Source organism: Pseudomonas sp. B10(2017) (genome assembly GCF_002113295.1).
GTDB classification, from domain to species: domain Bacteria; phylum Pseudomonadota; class Gammaproteobacteria; order Pseudomonadales; family Pseudomonadaceae; genus Aquipseudomonas; species Aquipseudomonas pudica.
Map to the genome: position 1 here is coordinate 399,025 of NZ_NEJU01000001.1, position 19,403 is coordinate 418,427.

Genomic DNA, 19,403 nt, shown 5'->3' on the forward strand with positions numbered 1-19,403 from the left:
GACATGATCACCACTCGCATCATGCCCGCGGCCGAGCAGGCCTACGCCTATCCGCTGCTGATCAAGCGCCTGCTGCTGTCGGGCGTGCGCTACCAGCCGAACCAGGAAATCGTCTACGCCGACAAGCTGCGCTACACCTACACCACGCTGCTCGAACGCATTCAGCGCCTGGCCAATGTGCTGACCGCCGCCGGGGTCAAGCCTGGCGACACCGTTGCCTTGCTCGACTGGGACAGCCACCGGGCGCTGGAGTGCTTCTTTGCCGTGCCGATGCTGGGTGCGGTGCTGCACACGGTGAACATCCGCCTTTCCACCGAGCAGGTGCGCTACACCATGAAGCATGCCGATGACCGGCTGGTACTGGTGCATGACGACTTCCTGCCATTGATGGCGCAATTGCGCGATGATTTGCCGACGGTCGAGGGTTTCATCCGCCTCGGCGAAGGCGACCCCACAGCGCAAGATGTGCCGTTGCTGGGTGAGTACGAAGCGCTGCTGTCGGCTGCCGAGCCGCAGTTCGACTTCGCGGATTTCGACGAGCACTCGCTGGCCACGCTGTTCTACACCAGCGGAACCACCGGCAACCCCAAGGGCGTGTACTTCAGCCACCGGCAACTGGTGCTGCATACCCTGGTCGAGCAGGGCACCCTGGCTGCGTGCGGCGAGGTGCCGCTGCTGCGCAGCGGCGACGTGTACATGCCCATCACGCCGATGTTCCACGTGCATGCCTGGGGCGTGCCCTATGTGGCTACGGCGCTGGGCATCAAGCAGGTCTACCCCGGGCGCTACGAGCCCAACCGCCTGGTGCGCCTGTACCGCGACGAAGGCGTGACGTTCTCCCATTGCGTGCCCACGGTGCTGCAGATGATGCTCGACAGCGAGGAAGGACGCCGCGCCGACCTGAGCGGCTGGAAGATGCTGCTGGGCGGCAGCGCCCTGACCCTGGGCCTTGCGCAGCGTGCCAGCGAGCGCGGTATCAGCGTGCATTGTGGCTACGGCATGTCGGAAAGCTGCCCGTTGCTCAGCATCACCCACCTGAGCGCCGACCTGCTGGCACTGCCCATGGCGCAACAACTGCCGCTGCGTATCGATGCTGGCGTGCCGATTGCTTTAGTGGACCTGCGCATCGTCGATGTTGAAGGCAATGATGTGCCCCGCGATGGCGAAAGCCTGGGTGAAATCGTGGTGCGTGCACCGTGGTTGACCCAGGGCTACCTGCATGAGCCGGAGCAGGGTGCCGCGTTGTGGCTGGGGGGCTGGATGCATACCGGCGACCTGGCCTGCATCGACCCGGCGGGTGTGGTGCGTATTCGTGACCGGATCAAGGACGTGATCAAGACCGGAGGCGAGTGGGTCAGTTCGGTGGCGCTGGAAAACCTGATCAGCCAGCATCCGGCTGTCGCATCGGTGGCGGTGATCGGTATTCCGGACCCGCAGTGGGGTGAGCAACCGTTGGCCTTGGTAGTTTGTTGCGACGGCATGCAGTTCGACCAGGCGGGATTGGCCGGACACCTGCAGCCGTTTGTCGACAGCGGGCAGCTGAACAAATGGGCGATACCGCGGCAGCTGCGTTGCGTGGAGGAGATCCCCAAGACCAGCGTTGGCAAGATCGACAAGAAGCGGATCCGGCAGGTATTTCTCTGAATGCTGGAAGGGCCGGCTGATTGGCACCTGTAAGAGCAGGCGACGCGGTGGATGGCACCGGCTGCGCCGGTGTTCACGGGCGCGCCCGCTCCCACAGGGTATGGCGCATTCCTTCAGCTGGGTAGCGAGCCCCATGATCTCAGCTTTGGCGATGAGCCCAGGGGTACTGCAACTCCCACTGCCATGCGTGCCGCACAATCGATTCCAGCGTGGCAAACTCCGGCCGCCAGCCCAGCATGCGCATGGCCTTGCCAGCATCCGCCACCAACCGGGGCGGGTCGCCGGGGCGGCGGGCGGCATCGAGGGTGCGGATCTGCCGGCCGGTCACCGCCCGCGCCGTATCGATCACCTGCTGCACCGAAAAACCTAGCCCATTGCCCAGGTTGAGCGCGGTTCGCTCGCCACCCGACAGCAGGTAATCCACTGCCAGCGCATGAGCCGCCGCCAGGTCGGCCACATGCACATAGTCGCGTATGCAGGTACCATCCGGCGTGTCGTAGTCGCGGCCAAATACCGTTACCGCATCACGACGGCCCGAAGCGGCCTGCAGGATCAACGGGATCAGGTGGGTTTCCGGGTCATGGCGCTCTCCCAGCTGGCCTTCGGGGTCTGCACCCGCTGCGTTGAAGTAACGCAGGCATACCGACTTCAAGCCGTAAGCCCGGTCGAAGTCCTCGAGAATCTGCTCGACCATCCATTTGCTCAGCCCGTACGGGTTGATCGGCCCCTTGGCATGCGCTTCGTCGATCGGTACGTACTGCGGGTTGCCGTAAACGGCCGCGCTGGAAGAAAACACCAGGTGCCTGATACCGGCATTCACCATGGCCTGCAGGAGGGAAAGGGTGGCCGCGACATTGTTCTGGTAATACTTGCCTGGCACGCTGACCGACTCGCCCACCTGGATGAACGAGGCAAAGTGAAACACGGCATCGAAACGGCAAACCCCGAACAGCACATCCAGGGCGGGTTCGTCGGCGATATCCAGTTTTGCCCACTGGATGCCGGGGCCGGGCGAGACCAGGTCCGCCACCACCACCTCATGGCCCGCAACGAGCAAGTGCTTGACCATGTGCGAGCCAATGTAGCCTGCGCCACCGACAACCAGAAACTTCATCCATGCCTCCCGGACTCTGCTGTTGTACAGCCGCGCTTTTCAGCTACAGGTCTGTGGTGAGGGTAGATGGCCATATGCCCTATTTCAAGAACAGCCAGTTGGACATGTACTTGCCGTCGAACGTGATGCTGTAGTGCCCATCCTGGTAAGCCATCGGCAACGGTTTCAACTGTGCCTGCGCATCCCGTGCGAACAGCTTCAGGCCAGCAGGTGCCTTGATGCGCAAGGTGCCGGTAAACGGCTCGACGTTGAAGGGTGTCTTGTAATCGCCCTTGGGCACGGCACGGGTACCCAGCGACAGCAGCAGTTCGTGCGACTGGTCCAGGGGGTTGCCGTCCAGGCTTTGCACCACGACGCTGGCGTACGGCGTTCGTGCTTGCACCTGAATGGCGCCCAGGCTGATCGAACGACCTCCCAGCCACCCGGTGGCGGCCTGGGTCAGCGGTGTGTCGATGGTATAGATGCCCTGTTGCCAGTTGCGCTTGAGCTCGCCCGTGTCGCTCAGCGCTTCTGTGGCGTCGGCTGGCAGCAGTGACTGCCCGGGGTCGTGCAGTACCTGCGCACCGGCAGGGATGGCGGCGGGTTTCAGCCAGGGCAACTCCGGCGTCTGTGGCAGGGCGATCTGCAGTTGGCCCTTTTCCATGGCCGTGCGCAGCAGCGGTGAATTGCGCGGGGTGATCTCCTGGTTGTACAGGGTGGCGGGCGTCGGCGCGAACACATAGCGGGTAGTGGCCGGCTTCACGTCCGCACGGCGATAGAGCAGGGCGGCAGCGGGCAGGGTGGCGATCATCGCCGGGTCGTTGTAGGCGTGCCAGTTGTCCGCCGTGCGCCAGCCAGGGTTGAAAGCCTGCTGGCTGTAGGCGTATTGAAGCATGGCATCCCAGCCTTGGTGGGCAGCGTTACCGGCCACGTAAAGCGGCAGCGAGTGGCGGTCGGGCAGCGGGAAGGGTTCGGCGTTCCACTCAGTGACGGTCAGTGGTTTGCCGACTACCTGCGCGGCGGCGAGCCAGTCGATCATGCCGTCGCTGGTCAACGGGTTCTTCTCCAGCTGCCCGTTGGCACCGTAGGCATGGGCATCGATGACATCGCCTGCAGTCAGTGCCGGCAGTGCGCTCAGGCCATTGCCGCCCCAGGTGCTGGTGGTGGCGATCGGCACTTTCACGCCGAGGCCGCGCAGGTGGGCGATCATGTCGGCGTTGAAGCGCTGTTCCAGGTCGTTGAGAAACAGCTTCGAAGGGCCATGCTCCCAGGCGCGCCAGGTGAGGTCGGTGGGCAGGTCGTACTGTTTGGCGAAAGCTTTGGCCGCTTCCATGTAGCGGTCGCTGTGGTGCGGTACGTCCTTGTTCGGCATCAGGGCATTACCATAGTGCTGGGTGAGGTCGTTCTCATTGGTGAGCAGTATGGCGGCGATGGCCGGGTCGTCCTTGTAGGCCACGCCGGTGTATTCGTTCACATGGGTCAGGTACTGTTCGGCAAAGCGCTTCATCGCCTGTTGGATACTGCGGTTCACATACGCGTAACCTTTCAGGTCGATGTGGTCCTCGCCCTTGGCCAGTTCCTTGAAATCATCGATGTTGTCATTGGCGGTGAGTGCCCGCTGCACGTGCAGGTCCAGCCAGATATAGATACCCTCGTCCTTGAGCGTCGTGATCCACAGGTCGAGCTTGCGCAGCGATTCGGCACTGAGCTGCTGGGTATCGCGCACCAACGTGCCGTCGCCAAACACGTTCGGGCTGACCCAGGGCGAATCGTGGTGATGCAGGCGCACCAGGTTGAAACCCAGTGCCGACAGGCGCTTGGCCTGTTGGCGGATTTCTTCGTCGGGGCTCTTGAACAGCGAATAGGCGGACAGGTTGGTGCCCCAGAAGCGCACCGGGGTGTTGTTTTCGAACATCAGCTGCTCGCCGACAGCCTTGACGAAGCCGTGCTTGCCGGCAGGCTTTTCCGTGGCATTGAGGAATGACAGGTCTACTGGCGAGGTGCGCCAGTCCAGTTGGTCGTCGGGCCAAGCGGTTGGGTCGGCCAGGCCGAAGCGTTCGCTGGGCGTGGGCCCCAGCTCGATGTCGCCGGTAATGTTCAACATCGCCTTGATCTGCTGCCGACCGGCGTTGATCGGGTCGCTGTAGATGAACGCACGCAGTTCGGACGGGTTGCCGCGCTCGAAATACACCTTGGCCAGTGGTGGGTCGAAGCGCATTTCGATGCGCCGCCCCTGGTCAGCCTTGCCCCATGACCAGCCACGGTTGCCGGGCAGCAGCTGCGGGGTGCCCATCTCTCCGGCTATTTGCGCTGGGTCGAACTGGAACACCATGCCGCCGCCCATTACTCCGGCCTGGCGGCTATGGGCGTCGAGGTCGAAGGCCCAGCTCAAGGTTTGCGCCTGCTCCTTGCGGATATCCGCCGCAAGGTCGAAGTCCAGTTCCTTGTTCTTGCCCTGCAGCACGTAGTGGTAGGGGCCAACTACCTTGAACGTCGTGGCAAAACCGGTCCAGCTCCAGTTGGCCGCCCAGAAGTCGAACTTGGCTTTCATCACCGGCCCACCGCCGCGGGTCACCGTGGGCAGGCCGTTCTGTTCATCGACACTGGCTTGCCACGCTGATGCCCAGCCGGTGAGCGGTAGCAAGGCCAGGCCGGCAATGGCCGAAACCCGCAGCAGGGTTTGAAAACCCCGGTTGCGTAGGGGGAGCAGGCTCATGAGCGTCACCTTGGTTGAAGGCCGGGGTCGGCCAGCGCGATGGCCTGGCTGTTGTGCAGCCTGCTGACCATCTGGATGTAGGCCACGCCCAGCCCGGCGACAGTCCAGTACACCACCGGGATGAAGGTGATGCTGCTGACGGTGAAGATGATCACCAGGATGCCGATCAGTGTCGCCAGCAATGTCCGGCCGAGTTGGCGTTGTTCGTCGTCCTTGTCGGGGAAACTGCGCATGGCCTTGCGGATACCGTGTAGTACGGTGGCGAAGAACGCCACGAACAGGCCAAGCCCGACCAGCCCGACCCGCAGCGCCAGGTTGATGTAGGTGTTGACGATGTCGATGATGCCTTCACCCTGGATCATCGATTGCATTTCCGGGGTGTTGCGGAAGTCGAACGAGCCGAACAGCGGGTTGCGCTGGATGACGATCCACGAGTTGTCCATCAGCCGTTCGCGGTAGGTGATGTTCTCTTTCTCGAGGCTGCCAATGAACGGCAGCATGTCCAGTACCTTGTCGCCACCGGGCACGATGGTCAGCAAGGGCAGGGCCAGCATGCCGGCCGCAGCGAGCAGCGCCAGGCGCCTGACCGCACCTTTGCCCAGGGCGATGAACACCACCACGATGACCACGGCGCCGATCCACGGGCCACGGGACAGTGGTGCGAACAGCCCGGCGGCCAGCAGCAGCGCGCCCAGCGCACGCTGCAGGGGACGGCGCACGTAACCTTGAACGAACAGGAACAGGCCTATGGCCACGCTCATCACATAGCCCAGGGCGATCGCCTGCCCGGTGGTGACGCTGGCGCGCAGCGATCCGCCACGGCTCAGGTAGCCGGACATGCTCCATGGCACGCCCATGGCGTCGACCAGAGCGCTGTACAGCAGCCAGTGGCGCACGTACTCGGCCACACCGATCAGGGCCAGGACGAAGGAGGCAAGCACGAAGGCCAGCAGGGTGTCCTTGAAGTCGCTGATCTGGCGCAGGCCACGGCTGGCCACGTAATACGGCAGGAACACGTCGACATACAGATACAGCGTCTGGCGCAGGGTGTCGGTCAGGGTGGTTTCGCGCAGGTACAGCACACTCATCAGCAGCAGGCCGGCCGCCAACAACCTGTCGGGCCAGGTGCGGCCGAAGCGCAGGTTGTCGCCTTGTCGGCGCAGAGCCAGTGCCGCCGGCAGCAGCACGCACAGGGTCAGCAGGCGGATATGGTTGAGATCGACCAGGTAATTGACCACGCCAAACCCGGGCACCTGCACCGAAGCCGGCGGGACCAGGAACAGCAGCATGTAGAACAGCGCCATGGGGTTATGTTCGCGGCGCCCGGCGATGTACAGGATGACGGCGCCAGCACCCAGGTAAAGCCAGAAGCTGTGCGAGAAGAAGGCCAGCAGGGTAAGCAGGAACCACAGGTTGCGCCGGCGCTTGAAGTCGCTCAGCGGGACCAGGTCGGTGGCAGGCCGCCGCGCCAGCAGGAAGACCACGCTCGCCAGAAACAGGATGACGATCAACGCACGAAAATGTTCAGGCATTGGCTATGTGCACCTTTGCGTCGGTGGGCAACGGCTAGCATCGTGGCTGATTGAAACTATAGTGACCTTTTAGCCAATCAGTCAGAGATTGACGTCATGCCGTCGATTGATGTGTCTGCCACCGCGAGCCTGCGCAAGCGGGCCCTGAGGGCTGGGTCGTGGAACCTGGTTTCGCAAGTGGCGTCACAGGTGATGCGCCTTGGCGGCAACCTGATCATGGCCCGTTTGCTGCTGCCGGAAATGTTCGGGGTGATGGTCATCGCCACCACCGTTTCGGTACTTCTGCATCTACTGTCCGATGTCGGTCTGCGCCAGAACATCATCCAAAGCCATCGCGGTGACGACCCGCATTTTCTCGATACCGCATGGACCGTGCAGATCATCCGTGGCTTCGTGCTGTTTGCCCTGACGTTGCTGCTGGCCCTGGGCGCCTGGATTGCCCAGCTGGCCGAGCTGTGGCCGGCGGGCTCCACCTATGCCGCACCGGTGTTGCCGTTGGTGCTGGCGGCGACCGGACTGTCGGCGGTGATCTGGGGTTTCCAGTCCACCAAGATAGATGTGGCGGTACGCACTTTCCAGCAGAAGCGCGTGGTGCTGGTCGACCTGGCCTCGCAGGTGGTCGGCCTGGTAGTGATGCTGGTGTTGGGCTACCTGACGCATTCGGTCTGGGCGCTGGTGATTGCCGGCCTGGTGTCGGCCCTGGCCTGGACCCTGCTGGGCCATACCGCCCTGGAGGGGCAAGGCAACCGTCTGCAGTGGGACCGCAGCGCGCTGACCGAACTGATCGTGTTCGGCCGCTGGATCCTGCTGTCGTCGATGGTCGGTGTGCTGGCCATGTACGGCGACCGCTTGTGGTTTGGCGCCAGCATGACGGCGGCCCAACTGGGGGTGTATTCGATCGCCGTGCTGATCCTCGGCGCCGTGCAGACCGCACTGATGAAAATTTTCGGGGCCGTGGCGCTGCCCGCCTTCAGCGAAGCGGCCCGGGCCGACGACAAGGAGCGCCTGAAGGCCCTGTATCACCGCTTCCGTCTGCTGGTCGACCTGCTGGTGCTGTTCATTTGTGGCGGTTTCCTGACCGCCAGCCCGCTGCTGATCGGCTGGATGTACGACGACCGTTACCGTGAAGCCGGCCCGATGCTGGCGATTCTTTCGCTGTCGTTCTTCATGTTGCGCTATACCTTGGCTCATCAGGTATGGATTGCCCTGGGCCTGACCAAGTACCAGGCCATGGACAACATCATTCGCCTGGTTTCGTTGTGGGGGCTGCTGCCGCTGTTGCTGGCGATCGGCGGGGTGGAGTGGGCGATCTGGGGGGTTGCCTTGCATACCATGCCAACTCTGGTGCTGATCGTGTACGTGAATTGCAAGCTGGATATCTTCAGCCTCAACCGTGAGCTGGTGGTGCTGCCGATGCTCGCGGTCGGGGCGCTTTGCGGGGCGCTGCTGACAGCCTTTTTCAACTGGCTGTAACGCGGCTTGCCGGGTGAAAACTAAGATACAGGTCACGGGATCATGGGGAAGCTTACTTTCTGTACTGAGCAAGTGGGTCGTAGAGGCTTTCTCCAGAGTTGTGTCTTGCTGGGCGTTGGTGGTGCGCTGTTCGGAGCAACGGCTACCGTTGCCAGCCAGCCCGCTGACAAAGCCGGATTCGTGGTAATCAACGGCTGGGTATTGCCGTCCCGTTACTTCCGGAACGACCACGCATGATCAAGGACTATCAGCAGCAGAAGGCGCTGCGCGACAGCTATGATGTCTGCATCATCGGCGCCGGCCCGGCAGGCATCACCCTGGGCTTGCGCCTGGCCGCCGCCGGCTGGAGCGTACTGCTTGCCGAAGGCGGCGGGCGTGAGTTCTCGACGAACTCGCAAGCCTTGTACGCCTGTGCATCCACCGGCCTGGAGCTGTATGCCAAGGAAGCGCGCTTGCGTTACCTGGGCGGGACCTCCAACCATTGGGCAGGCCGTTGCCGGCCGTTCAGCCCCTCGGACTTCTCCATTCCCCCCCCTGGTGACTTGCCTGGCTGGCCTATTCCCTATTCGGAGATTGCAGGCTACCTGCCAGCTGCGATGGACATCGTCGACCTGCCGCCCGGGTCGGATTTTCACGCGTTGAACAGTGGCCTGGATGGGGGGGACTTCGAGCCGGACCGCTTTCTGCTCAGTCCGCCAACCCGTTTTGCGCAGAAATACGCTACGGCCCTCGAGCAGACCGAAGGCCTGGATGTCTTCATCAACTGCAATTGCGTGAACCTGGAATTTGACCAGGCTTCCGGCCATCTGGCCGCAGTCGTCCTGTCCGATTACGCATGCAATCGCCAGCGCCTGGTGGCGAGCAACTTCATACTGGCCACTGGCGCCATCGAGAATGCCCGGCAACTGCTCAACAGTGAGTCCTTGGTGGCAGCCGGGGTCGTGAGCAAGGACGGGCTGGTCGGCGGGTGCTTCATGGAGCACCTGAACATTGACCTTGGCACCTTCATCCTCAAGTCGGGGCTGGCCGCTGAGCCGCGCGAGTACTACACCACCGATGCCTTCGTTGAAGAATACAAGGCAGGTAAAGGCAATGTCCGGGCCGCCTTGCTGGCCGATGTGCAAACCTATGGTCGTACTGCCGAGGTCAAGCATTTTCTGGAGAACCTGGCCTGTGACATGGGCGTTGCCAGCAAGATCGCCTTCGTGGCCAGCTTCAGTTGCCCCGGTGACGGCGTGATCAGCACCATGATCGAGCAGTTCCCCAACCTGCACAGCCGCATTTCGCTGCTGGATGAGAAGGACGCACTGGGCGTGGCCAAGGTCAATGTCAATTGGGCACTGACCGCAGATGACCGCCACACCATCAAGTGCATTGGTAGCGAATTGGCCAAGCAGTGGGCTGACATGAACCTGGGCTTCGTCAAGCTCAACGATTTCGTTCATGACACTTCGATACCGCTGAAGTTGTCGCCGCATGCCCACCACATGGGGACCACGCGCATGGCATCGTCGGCGCAATTCGGTGTTGTCGACAGCAACTGCAAGGTGTTCGGCACCGAGAACCTTTACGTCGCCGGCAGCAGCATCTTTGCCACGGGTGGCGCTTCCAACCCGACCATGCCGCTGCTGCAGTTTGCGTTACGCCTGGCCGACCACCTCGATGCCAGGATGAGTTCGGCCAGGCACGCCGTGGCGTGATGCAGGTTGTACATGGGTTGAGTGCGCTGCGGTCAGCACCCACAAGAACGAGACCGGATGCGCCTCAGGAACAGTCCAGATTGCTTTGATTGCGAGGCGGGCAGCATGAAAGGATGGATACGCAAGGCAGTGATGCACTATGTCCACGCAACGGGGCGAGGAAGTGCGTTTTACCGGAAGTTTTGCAAACCTTCCGGGCTTGAGTGGGGGGCCTACCTGACGCGCTGGGGCAACTTTCACTCGGTAGGCAGCAACTTCTATGTCAATACAGGCTGCAGGTTCCTGGACCCCTCGCTGGTTCGCATCGGCAACAGTGTGGGCCTGTCCGACTGCACGCTGATCGGTCATGACGGGGTGGTACTGCTGATCGAACATCGCTTCGGCAAGCACCTGGATTCGGTCGGTTTCATCGACATAAAGGACAATTGCTTCATCGGCCATGGTGCGATCGTCATGCCGCGCGTGACCATCGGCCCTGAGTCCATCGTGGCCGCCGGTGCCGTAGTGACCAAGGACGTGCCGCCGGGCACGGTGTTTGGTGGCAACCCCGCAGAGTTCATCTGCACCACCGAGGCGTTGATCAAACGGGTCGAGGCACGTTGCGAAGCTTACCCGTGGATCGACCTGATCAAGCAGCGCAATGGCGCCTATGACCCGCAGCTGGAGCCGCTGCTGATGGCGCAAAGGCGCCAGTATTTCTTCGGGGATGGCAACCATGGCTAGCAAACCTGTGGACGTTATGGTGGTCAACTTCAACACGGCCGGGCTGCTGCAGCCGATGTTCGACGCGCTGCGCCGGGCCGACAGCGAACGGCTGGCCAGTTACCTGGTGGTGGACAACGCCTCGGTCGATGACTCGCTGCAGCGCATGGCCGAGGTGTGCCCGCAGGCGCTGCTGCTGAGCAACAAGCAGAACGTGGGGTTTGGCCGGGCCAACAACCAGCTGCTGGCGCACCTGAAGGGCAAGTACGCCTTGCTGCTGAACACCGACGCTTTCGTCGCTGCCGATTCCCTGCAGAAAACCCTCGACTACATGGAAACCCACCCGGAGTGCGGAGTGCTGGGGGTGCGCCTGGAGGGTCGCGACGGTGACCTGCAGCCCAGTTGCCGCTACTTCCCCACACCGCTCAACGTGTTCGTCGGGCGTACCGGGCTGGGGCGCTTGTTCCCCGGCTTGAAGATGGTCGACGAAATGAACTGGGACCACGCTTCGGTACGCGAGTGCGACTGGCTGCCTGGCTGCTTCTACCTGGTGCGCCGCGAAGTGCTCGACCAGGTAGGCCTGTTCGACCCGCGTTACTTTCTTTATTACGAGGAGGTCGACCACTGCAAGCGGGTGAAGGCGGCAGGCTGGAAGGTGGTGTTCTACCCGCATACCACGGTGGTGCACATCGGGGGAGAAAGCTCCCGATCGGTGGCCGAACTGGAGGCAGCCAGCCGGCAGATCTCGTCATACCAGATCGAAAGCGAGCTGCTTTACTTTCGCAAGCATCACGGGCTGGCGGGGCTTGCCCTGCACATGCTGCTGGTCACCGTGGGCGACCTGGTGCTGGCTCTGAAGGCGCTGTTGAAACGACGCGGCCGGGGCGCGATACAGGCCTGCTGGCGTCACTGCCGGGCGACCTGGTCTCTGCTGTTCAAGACCCGTTACGCCAGCCAACCGACAAGGTAGGTGTAGCCATGTTCGAGAATGTACGTGCCGACCTGCGTGCCCATGGCGGTGACTGGGGCGCCCAGGGCTTCTGGGTACTGCTGGTGTACCGCTTCGGCCGCTGGCGCTACGGGGTGCGCCCGGCATTGCTGCGCAAGCTGTTTTCGCTCATCTACAAGGTCCTGTTCAAGTTCGTGCAGATCATCACGGGTGTGGAGCTGCCGTGCGAAGTGGTGATCGGCCGCAACTTCGTCATCGACCACTTTGGCGGCATCGTCATCAGCGGCTATGCCCGCTTTGGCGATGACTGCCGTATTCGCAATGGGGTGGTGGTGGGCCTGAAGAACGTCAGCGAGCCGATAGCACCGGTGTTCGGCAACAACGTCGATATCGGTACCGGGGCCAAGGTGCTGGGTAGCATCCGTATCGGCAACGACGTGATCATCGGGGCCAATGCCGTTGTACTGGTGGATGTGCCGGACAATTCGCTGGCGGTGGGGGTGCCGGCCATCATCAAGGCCAGGCAGCCGGCCGCCAAGGCGCCTGTCGAGTGAGGCCCATGGCGAGCGGGGTCGGTGTGGTGGTGATTGGCCGCAACGAAGGCCAGCGCCTGCAGCGTTGCCTGCTTTCGCTGCAGCAGGGGGCGGACAAGGTCATGTACGTCGACTCGGGCTCCACCGATGGCTCACCGCACTTGGCCCGCAGCCTGGGGGTAGAGGTACTGGCGCTGGACATGGGCACCCCGTTCACTGCCGCACGCGCCCGCAACGAAGGCTTTTTTTCCTTGCAGCGGCGGCTGCCGTCCATGCAGCTGGTGCAGTTCGTCGATGGCGACTGCGAGGTGGATGGCGGCTGGCTGGCCGCGGCGCAAGCGTTTCTCGACGACCATCCCGACGTTGCAGTGGTGTGTGGCCGCCGACGCGAGCGCTTCCCCCAGCGGTCGGTGTACAACCTGTTGTGCGATCTGGAGTGGGACACCCCCATCGGCGAGGCCAAGGCGTGTGGTGGCGATGCTCTGATGAGGGTCGATGCCTTTGCCGCCGTCGGCGGCTTTCGCCCCGAGCTGATCGCTGGAGAAGAGCCCGAACTGTGCGTGCGCCTGCGGGCAAAGGGTTGGAAAGTCTGGCGCCTGGACGCCGAGATGACCCTGCACGACGCCGCCATGACCCGTTTCAGCCAATGGTGGCGGCGTAGCCTGCGCGCTGGCCACGCCTATGCCGAAGGGGCTTACCTGCATGGTCAGCCGCCCGAGCGGCACTGGCTGCGCGAATCGCGCCGGGCCTGGCTGTGGGGGCTGGTCATCCCCATGGGGATCGTGCTGGCCTGGCTGTTGCTGGGGGGCTGGAGCCTGCTGCTGCTGTTGGTCTACCCACTGCAGGCCGTACGCCTGGCCCGCCGTGGTGGCAAGTCGGTGCGGGAGAACTGGCTACAGGCGGTGTTCCTGGTATTGGGCAAGTTCCCGGAAATGCTCGGGCAACTGAAGTTCTTGCGCCACCGCATCGCGGCCGGCAAATCGACGTTGATCGAGTACAAGTGAAAGATCACCCAGCCCTTTGCGGTGTGCTGTCGCGCAGAGAACTGAGTTGGCAAGCAGTCCGCGTACCCTGTGGGAGCGGCTTCAGCCGCGAAGAATCCAACGCGGCGCATGGCACCGGCTGCGCCGGTGTTCGCGGCTATAGCCGCTCTCACAGGGGCCCTGCTAATTCAATGAGTTATGTGCAGTTCCATGAGAAAGAGGCCCATGATGCTCGGCATGATCGTGAAAAGCGTGTTTACCTTGCAACCGGGCTACTCGTTGCGGGCGCTGAACAACAAGCGCAAGTTGACGCTGCAGATTGCCAGGCAATGGCCCGAGCTGAATGCGTTCCTGCATCGCATGAAGGCGACGCTGGGCGCGCAAGGTTTGCAGCGGCTGGGGGTGGATTGCATCGGTGTCGTGCAGTGGCCTTACCTCAGCAAATGCTGGGAAGCCCCGCACCGCCTCGAGGTGCTGGCTTCGCACTTCGAAGTGCTGGCCGGGCAGTTTCCGGCGCTGTTGCTGCTGGGGCGGGACGAAAGCCTGACGCTGTGCGAGCTGTCCAGCCATTCGCCGGGCTGCCGCCTGGTACTGGACCGGCCGATCTGGTTCAAGCGCGAAGGCGAGTTGGTATTGAACCTGTTCCAGGGCGACCTGCGCGTGGCATCCCTGGCGTTCAGCCTGTGCCGCAGCCAGGGCGAACTGTGCCTGTTCATCGGTGCCGTGCAGGGTATCCACAAGGGTATCGACAGCGAAACCTCACTGGCCATCTACCGCGACCTGACCAAGGATTTCGAAGGGCTGCGCCCACGCAGCCTGCTGATCGAGGCCTTGAAGTGCATGGCCAGGACCCTGGGCGTGACGCACCTGTATGCCGTCAGTGATGCCTGCCGCCATCATCGGCACGCGTATTTTGGCAATGACAAGGGCCAGGACCTGGCGGCCAACTATGACGCGATCTGGCTTGAACACGGTGCTACCGCATCGAACCATGCCGACTTCTTCGCCCTTTCGCTGGCTGCGGCACGGCGGGCGGAACAGGACATCCCGGCGAAAAAGCGGGCAATGTACCGCCGCCGCCAGGCATTGCTCGACGACGTTTTCGCGCGCTTGCAAGCCATGTTGCCAGGCAGCGGCCACAACCTTGGGCTACAAGGTGAACAGGGGGATGCATCTGACGAGGTGGCATCGGCGGGTCGCCGGCCGCCGATAGTCGACAGCCTGAAGTAACGGCCGGCCCTGCCGCGGCAGGCATGAAGGTTCACTACGCGGGTCTTGATCTGGATTCCTATGCGCATTGCCTACTTCATAAACCAGTACCCGAAGGTAAGCCACAGTTTCATCCGCCGCGAGATCCTGGCGCTGGAGCGCCAGGGGGTAGAGGTGCAGCGTATTGCCCTGCGCGGGTGGGACGCCGAGCTGCAGGACGCCGAGGATGCGAGCGAACGGACCAGGACCCGCTATGTGCTGCAGCGTGGCGTCAAGGGTTTGCTGGCGCCGGCCTGGCAAGTGTTGCGCGCACAGCCGCGCCGGTTCTTCCGGGCGCTGTGGCTGGCCATGCGCCTTGGTCTGCGGGCCGACCGCGCCTGGCCCTACCATCTGGTCTACCTGGCCGAGGCCTGCCAGGTACTGCAGTGGTTGCAGGCAGGCCAGGCAAACCATGTGCACGCACATTTCGGTACCAACTCCACAGAGGTGGTGATGCTGGCCAACGTGCTGGGCGGGCCAGCCTACAGCTTTACCGTGCACGGGCCGGAAGAGTTCGACAAGCCGCAGTTCCTGCACATGGGCGAGAAGGTGCGGCGTGCCGCATTTGTTGCGGCGGTCAGCTCGTACGGGCGCAGCCAGTTGTTTCGCTGGGTCGCACACGACCACTGGGCCAAGGTGAAGGTGGTGCATTGCGGCCTCGAGCGCAGTTTCCATGAGGTGGCGCCGGTCAGCGTGCCCACGGCACCACGCCTGGTGTGCGTCGGCCGCCTGTGCGAGCAGAAAGGCCAGTTGCTGTTGCTCGAAGCCGCCCGGCTACTGGCTGCGCGGTCGATCACCTTCGAGCTGGTGCTGGCCGGCGACGGCGAGATGCGTGGGCAGATCGAGGCGTTGATTGCACGGCATGGCTTGCAGCAGCAGGTGCGCATCACCGGCTGGATCAGCAGCGGACAGGTGCGCGAGGAAATCCTTGCGGCGCGTGCGCTGGTGCTGCCCAGCTTTGCCGAAGGTTTGCCAGTAGTCATCATGGAGGCCATGGCCTTGCGCCGGCCAGTTCTGACCACCTATGTGGCAGGCATTCCAGAGCTGGTGCGGCCGGCCGAGAACGGCTGGTTGTTCCCTGCCGGCGCCGTGGACGAACTGGCGGCGGCCATGGCCGACTGCCTGGCGCAACCTGCCGAAACGCTGCAGCGCATGGGCGAGGCGGCACGCCAGCGTGTACTGCAACGGCACGACATCGATACCGAAGCGGCCAGGCTGGCCAGCTATTTCAAGGCATCCGCATGATGAGTGTATTGGCTTGGACGTTGGGCATGCTGGCGGCCATCGCCCTGTTGCCGGTGCTGCTGCTGTTGGTGCAGGTGCTGATGGCCTGCCTGCCTGCGCGCGCGCAGCCGTTGGGCAACAACGCTCGTCCGCAGGTGGCAGTGCTGGTGCCAGCCCATGACGAGGCTTCGACGATTGCTGCCGCGCTGGCGAGCATTGCCCCGCAGTTGCGCCCTGGCGACCGCTTGCTGGTGGTGGCGGACAACTGCACGGACGACACCGCGCAACTGGCGCGCGAGGCGGGTGCCGAAGTGGTGGAGCGCCGCGATGCGCGGTTGCGCGGCAAGGGCTACGCACTGGACTTTGGCGTGCGCCACCTGGCCAGCCAGCCGCCCGAAGTGGTGATCGTGGTGGATGCCGACTGCCAGGTGGGCGAGGGGGCAATCGAGCGCCTGGCGCGGCGCTGCCACGAGGTCGCGCGCCCGGTGCAGGCGCTGTACCTGATGCACGCACCGGCAGGGGCCGGGCTGACAGTGCAGGTTGCCGAGTTCGCCTGGCGGGTCAAGAACCTGGTGCGCCCGCGTGGTTGGGCACGCCTGGGCCTGCCTTGCCAGTTGATGGGCGCCGGCATGGCGTTCGGCTGGCGTGACCTGGCCTTGATCGACCTGGCCAACGGGCACCTGGTGGAGGACGTGAAGCTGGGCCTGGACCTTTGCCAGCAGGGCAAGCCGCCAGTGTTCTGCCCCGAGGCCGTGGTAAGCAGCCGGTTCCCTGCCAGTCGGCAAGGCCTGGGTAGCCAGCGCACCCGCTGGGAGCATGGGCACCTGAGCCTGATGCTGGCCGATGCGCCCAGGCGTGCGCTGGCCGCAGTCAACCAGCGTAACGGCAGCTTGCTGGCCATGACCCTGGACCTGCTGGTGCCGCCCCTGGCGTTGCTGGTACTGAGCCTGCTCGGGCTCAACCTGGTGTCCTGGCTGGCATACCTGCTGTTCGGGCTGGCGGCACCTGCCTGGATCGCTCTTTGCGCGTTGGCATTGCTCGGTCTTGCCGTTGCACTGGCCTGGGCGCGCTTCTGTCGCGAGCTGATTCCGTTTTCCGTGCTGCTGTATGCGCCGTTTTACGCCGCAAGGAAGGTCCCCTTGTATCTGGGGTTCCTGATCAAGCGCCAGGTTGAATGGGTACGTTCGAAACGGGATGAAGACTGATGGCTGAATGGCAGAAACGCTGGAACACCCTTGTCGGCAAGCTCGAGGTGGTGGCGGATGCCACTGCCGCGCAGCGCCTGCTGGACAGGCTCACCGCCCCGCAGGCTCCGACCGTGCTGGGCTTCGTCAATGCCCATGCAATGAACCTGGTGGTTCGCGATGGCGCCTGCCACCAGGCGTTGTCGGCGGCCGACGTGCTACTGCGCGACGGTTCCGGCATGGCGATTCTGTATCGCCGGTTGGGGCTTGAACCAGGCCTCAACATGAATGGCACCGACTTCATTCCTCGGCTCCTGGCCGCCTACCGTGGGCGGCGGGTCGCGTTCTGGGGCACCCGGCAACCCTACCTCGACCAGGCCGTGCAGCGCAGCGCAACCAGGTTCGGGGTGGTACCGGTGTCGGTCCACGATGGTTTTGCCAGCGTCGATACCTATCTGCAACTGGCCAGCAAGCTACAACCGGAGCTGATCGTGCTGGGCATGGGCATGCCCAGGCAGGAGGTTGTGGCGGCAAGGCTGGCGGCCACTGGCGCGCCTTGCCTGATCGTGTGCGGTGGCGCGATCCTGGACTTCCTCGGTGGCAAGGTCAGCCGGGCGCCCGTGTGGTTGCGGCGGTTGGGCGGGGAATGGCTATATCGGCTGTTGCGCGAGCCAAAGCGTTTGTTCATGCGCTATGTGGTGGGTAACCCGTTGTTCCTGCTGCGTACCTTGCTGTACCGACGTGACGGAGGGGCGGCCAGGCACCCCGTTTGAGCGGCAGAATCCGCGCACACTGATGGCGTGTGGCTGCTACAGTGAGATCAAAGGGGCGGGGCTGCAGGATTTCGCTTCACGGGCTTTGCATGAGCCGTTGTCAAGTCTTGCTGGTTTGTGGAAGGCGCTTGCTGCACGCAAATTGATGAGGTCTGAAATGGTTCTAGAGCCAAGAAGCAGTCGTTCCTTGTTGCAGAGAAGAAGCAGCGTAAGTAACGCCATTCAGGCCGGCCTAGATGGGATTGCAGTCACCGGTATCGCCTGGTACCTGATCTACGACAAGTTTGGCTACATCACCTCTGATTACGTGATCATGCTGCTGTTGCTGGTGGGCGCCCTGGCAGTCATCTACGACCACTATGCGATCTACCGTACCAATGTCGGCCTTTCCATCAAGGCTTTCCGGCTGTTCAAGGCCTGGTCGGTAACCTTTTGCTTCCTGGTGGTCATGGCCTTCCTGGCCAAACAGAGTGAAACCTATTCGCGGCTGCTGGTCGTGCAGTTGTTCATCATTGGCTACATCGCCCAGTTGTTCCTGCACTTTGCCGTGCGTGAATTGCAGAAGCGCTTCACCGCCCATGCGCGCCTGGACAACGCCCTGATCATCGGCGCCGGCGACCTGGCCAACTTCCTGTACCAGAAAATCAGCAACAACCCTTGGTTCGGCGAGCGTGTGCTGGGGTGCGTGCTGATCGACAGCGCCGATGAGCCAGGGCGCGAAAGCACCGAAGGCAAGCAGCGCATGCCGGTGCTCGGGCATGTTGCCGAACTCGACGATATCGTGGCTCGCCACGGCATCCGCACGGTGTATCTGGTAACCCCGCTGGGCGGTTCCGAGGTCATCAACGATGTGTATCTCAAGTTGCTCGACAAGTGCATTGCGGTGAACTGGGTGCCGGATATTTTCTCGTTGCGCCTGATCAACCACAGCGTACGGGAAATTGCCGGCATTCCCGTACTGACCCTGTCGGAAACGCCGCTGACGGGCATGAGCCTGTTCCTCAAGAACCTCGAGGACAGGGTATTGGCGGCGCTGATCCTGTTGCTTGCATCGCCGGTGTTGCTGGCCATTGCGCTGGCCATCAAGCTCGATAGCCGCGGCCCGGTGTTCTTCCGCCAGGAACGCACCGGCTGGACTGGCGAAGCATTTCGCATCTGGAAGTTCAGGAGCATGCATGTCCATCAGCCGGAAGAGGGCGTGGTGAGGCAGGCGCAGAGAAATGACCCGCGGCTGACCCGGGTCGGCGCCTTCATTCGCCGCACCAGCCTGGATGAACTGCCGCAGTTGTTCAATGTGCTGACCGGGGAGATGTCGCTGGTCGGGCCGCGGCCGCATGCGTTGCAACATGACACGTTGTATTCGCAGGACATCGTCGATTACTTTGCCCGCCACAATATCAAGCCTGGCATGACCGGCCTGGCGCAGGTGCGCGGTTTCAGGGGCGAGACCAGGGATATCGAGCAGATGATCCAGCGGGTGGACTCGGACATCGAGTACATCAACAACTGGTCGTTGTGGCTGGATTTCGTGATTCTGGTGCGCACACTCAGCGCCTTTACCGGCAAGCAGGCCTACTGACACAGCACTGTCGGTAAAGGAGCAAATTTCGTATGCACCCTGCGCACCCTGTCGGAGCGGGTTTACCCGC

Annotated in this window: 15 protein-coding genes; 12 read left to right on the forward strand and 3 right to left on the reverse strand. The window is 63.1% G+C overall.

What is annotated here, in order from left to right:
• The first annotated feature begins 3 nt into the window (after nt 1–3).
• The gene (locus tag CAF92_RS01995; RefSeq protein ID WP_085598850.1) at nt 4–1,644 is read left to right on the forward strand and encodes a fatty acid--CoA ligase; all 1,641 of its coding nucleotides are present in this window, start codon (nt 4–6) and stop codon (nt 1,642–1,644) included.
• A 139-nt stretch (nt 1,645–1,783) separates the two neighbouring features.
• Here CAF92_RS01995 and galE read toward each other — a convergent pair whose 3' ends face one another.
• The 3 genes from galE to CAF92_RS02010 all read right to left on the reverse strand — a co-directional run bounded on the left by galE (nt 1,784) and on the right by CAF92_RS02010 (nt 6,985).
• Complete coding sequence (gene galE, locus CAF92_RS02000) at nt 1,784–2,758, reverse strand: UDP-glucose 4-epimerase GalE (RefSeq protein WP_085598852.1); 975 nt, start codon at nt 2,756–2,758, stop codon at nt 1,784–1,786.
• A gap of 79 nt (nt 2,759–2,837) precedes the next feature.
• On the reverse strand, nt 2,838–5,453 hold the full coding sequence (locus tag CAF92_RS02005) for a cellulase family glycosylhydrolase (protein ID WP_085598854.1): 2,616 nt from the start codon (nt 5,451–5,453) through the stop codon (nt 2,838–2,840).
• Between the two features lie 5 nt (nt 5,454–5,458).
• Nucleotides 5,459–6,985 (reverse strand): O-antigen ligase family protein, encoded by a 1,527-nt coding sequence (locus tag CAF92_RS02010; protein ID WP_085598856.1) that lies wholly within the window; start codon nt 6,983–6,985, stop codon nt 5,459–5,461.
• A gap of 96 nt (nt 6,986–7,081) precedes the next feature.
• On the opposite strand from CAF92_RS02010, the gene CAF92_RS02015 reads away from it, so the two are divergent.
• From CAF92_RS02015 to CAF92_RS02070, 11 genes are all read left to right on the forward strand, one after another.
• On the forward strand, nt 7,082–8,458 hold the full coding sequence (locus tag CAF92_RS02015; RefSeq protein ID WP_085598858.1) for an oligosaccharide flippase family protein: 1,377 nt from the start codon (nt 7,082–7,084) through the stop codon (nt 8,456–8,458).
• A gap of 233 nt (nt 8,459–8,691) precedes the next feature.
• Nucleotides 8,692–10,158, forward strand: coding sequence for an FAD-dependent oxidoreductase (locus CAF92_RS02025; protein ID WP_085598862.1), 1,467 nt, complete (start codon nt 8,692–8,694; stop codon nt 10,156–10,158).
• Between the two features lie 105 nt (nt 10,159–10,263).
• The gene (locus CAF92_RS02030; RefSeq protein ID WP_046614242.1) at nt 10,264–10,881 is read left to right on the forward strand and encodes an acyltransferase; all 618 of its coding nucleotides are present in this window, start codon (nt 10,264–10,266) and stop codon (nt 10,879–10,881) included.
• Nucleotides 10,874–11,830, forward strand: a complete 957-nt coding sequence (locus tag CAF92_RS02035; RefSeq protein ID WP_046614241.1) for a glycosyltransferase family 2 protein — start codon at nt 10,874–10,876, stop codon at nt 11,828–11,830. The genes CAF92_RS02030 and CAF92_RS02035 overlap by 8 nt, the downstream gene beginning before the upstream one ends.
• An 8-nt stretch (nt 11,831–11,838) precedes the next feature.
• Nucleotides 11,839–12,363, forward strand: a complete 525-nt coding sequence (locus CAF92_RS02040; protein ID WP_046614240.1) for a serine O-acetyltransferase — start codon at nt 11,839–11,841, stop codon at nt 12,361–12,363.
• A gap of 5 nt (nt 12,364–12,368) precedes the next feature.
• A complete protein-coding gene (locus tag CAF92_RS02045; protein ID WP_085598863.1) occupies nt 12,369–13,346 on the forward strand; it encodes a glycosyltransferase family 2 protein in 978 nt (325 codons plus the stop codon).
• Between the two features lie 204 nt (nt 13,347–13,550).
• On the forward strand, nt 13,551–14,555 hold the full coding sequence (locus tag CAF92_RS02050) for a VirK/YbjX family protein (RefSeq protein WP_085598866.1): 1,005 nt from the start codon (nt 13,551–13,553) through the stop codon (nt 14,553–14,555).
• A gap of 60 nt (nt 14,556–14,615) precedes the next feature.
• Entirely contained in the window at nt 14,616–15,818 is a 1,203-nt protein-coding gene (locus tag CAF92_RS02055; RefSeq protein WP_085598868.1) for a glycosyltransferase, read from the forward strand.
• A complete protein-coding gene (locus CAF92_RS02060; protein ID WP_085598870.1) occupies nt 15,815–17,002 on the forward strand; it encodes a glycosyltransferase family 2 protein in 1,188 nt (395 codons plus the stop codon). Before CAF92_RS02055 ends, CAF92_RS02060 begins: the two co-directional genes overlap by 4 nt.
• On the forward strand, nt 17,002–17,754 hold the full coding sequence (locus CAF92_RS02065; protein WP_085598872.1) for a WecB/TagA/CpsF family glycosyltransferase: 753 nt from the start codon (nt 17,002–17,004) through the stop codon (nt 17,752–17,754). Before CAF92_RS02060 ends, CAF92_RS02065 begins: the two co-directional genes overlap by 1 nt.
• A gap of 157 nt (nt 17,755–17,911) precedes the next feature.
• Nucleotides 17,912–19,333, forward strand: a complete 1,422-nt coding sequence (locus CAF92_RS02070; RefSeq protein ID WP_046614234.1) for an undecaprenyl-phosphate glucose phosphotransferase — start codon at nt 17,912–17,914, stop codon at nt 19,331–19,333.
• Nucleotides 19,334–19,403 lie beyond the last annotated feature (70 nt).